The following is a 1,106-nucleotide window of genomic DNA, read 5'->3' on the forward strand; positions in this document are numbered from 1 at the left end:
GAGAGCGACAGGTTCACGCCGCCGCCGATCTTCTCCGACAGCTCATAGCCCTGGGCGAAATCGTCGCCATAGAGCCCTGGCGCCTCGTCCCAGGCCATGCCGAAGCGCGGATGGATCTTGCCGGCGAACAGCTGCAGCGGCCCCTGCGCCCAGCTGAGATAGAGCTGGTCCACCCAGGCGGCATGGGCATGGAAGGCGCGGTCGCTGCCATCGGCGGGGCGCTCGGCCGGCTCCAGCTTGAAGACGCTGTTCAGGGCGAAGCCGCCCGGCATGCCGAGATAGAGGCCGAGCTCGGTCTTGTTGAACAGGTCGCTGTAGCCCCGCCGCCCGCCGCGCCGCCCGTTGAGGTCGAGGTTGAGCTCGGTGTCCAGCTGGCCGGTCAGCCGCCAGCCGCCGGCTTCCAGCGCGGCCTGCTGCGCCTCGGCCTGGTCGCCGAGCTGAGTGCTGGCCTGGGCCATGGCCCGGGTCGGGGCGAGGCTGGACGCCAGCAGCAGCCCTGTCGTCAGCAGCAGCCCTTTCGCCAGCATCGGCAGCGCGCCGGGCAGCGCCCGCCATGGCGGTGCCGGACAAGAGACCGGACGGGGGCAGGGCAGCATGATCAGGCCTCTTCTCGAATTTGTGCGCAATGCTACAAATCTCCGGACGATGCCGTCAATGCGGGGCGGGAACGTCGGAACTGGCCGCGCGGCCGCAGGGCGGCGGCGCAGAGTCCGCGCAAAATATTCGTGTTGAAACGAAGGGCTGAGGCTTGCATCCCCTGTTCTCCGCGAGTCGCCGGCAGTCTGCCGGAGAGGCCGCTAAAAAACCGTCGCAAAGTCCCGAAAAACCCCTTTGACAGGGGCGGCCGGGGGGCCTAGAAGCCGCCCCCTGCCGCTGACCCGGCGCCTTCGGGAAACGGGTCGCCGGCAGGGTCGCTAGAAAAACTTAAAACGGTGTGTTGACCGGCAAAGTAATCGCCGCTAAACAACTTTCACCGCAGACGAGTTCTTCTGAAGCGGCCGCTACCGAGACTGAAAATTCTGCTTGACACTGAAAGTTAAGTAGTTTAGAAGGTCTCAGCGCTGATTTAAAACCGCATCGGGTTTTCTGGAAGTAGAATGGAGCTG

At 65.2% G+C, this 1,106-nt stretch carries 2 protein-coding genes; both read right to left on the bottom strand.

What is annotated here, in order from left to right:
* Positions 1-596 (bottom strand): hypothetical protein (locus BKE38_RS27350; RefSeq protein WP_207553694.1); only part of this gene is annotated, 596 nt, incomplete at its 3' end.
* 328 nt (positions 597-924) lie between these two features.
* Positions 925-1,106 (bottom strand): hypothetical protein (locus tag BKE38_RS32995; RefSeq protein WP_207553695.1); only part of this gene is annotated, 182 nt, incomplete at its 5' end.

Origin of the sequence: Teichococcus deserti, assembly GCF_001982615.1 — a bacterium.
In the GTDB taxonomy this organism is placed as follows: domain Bacteria; phylum Pseudomonadota; class Alphaproteobacteria; order Acetobacterales; family Acetobacteraceae; genus Pseudoroseomonas; species Pseudoroseomonas deserti.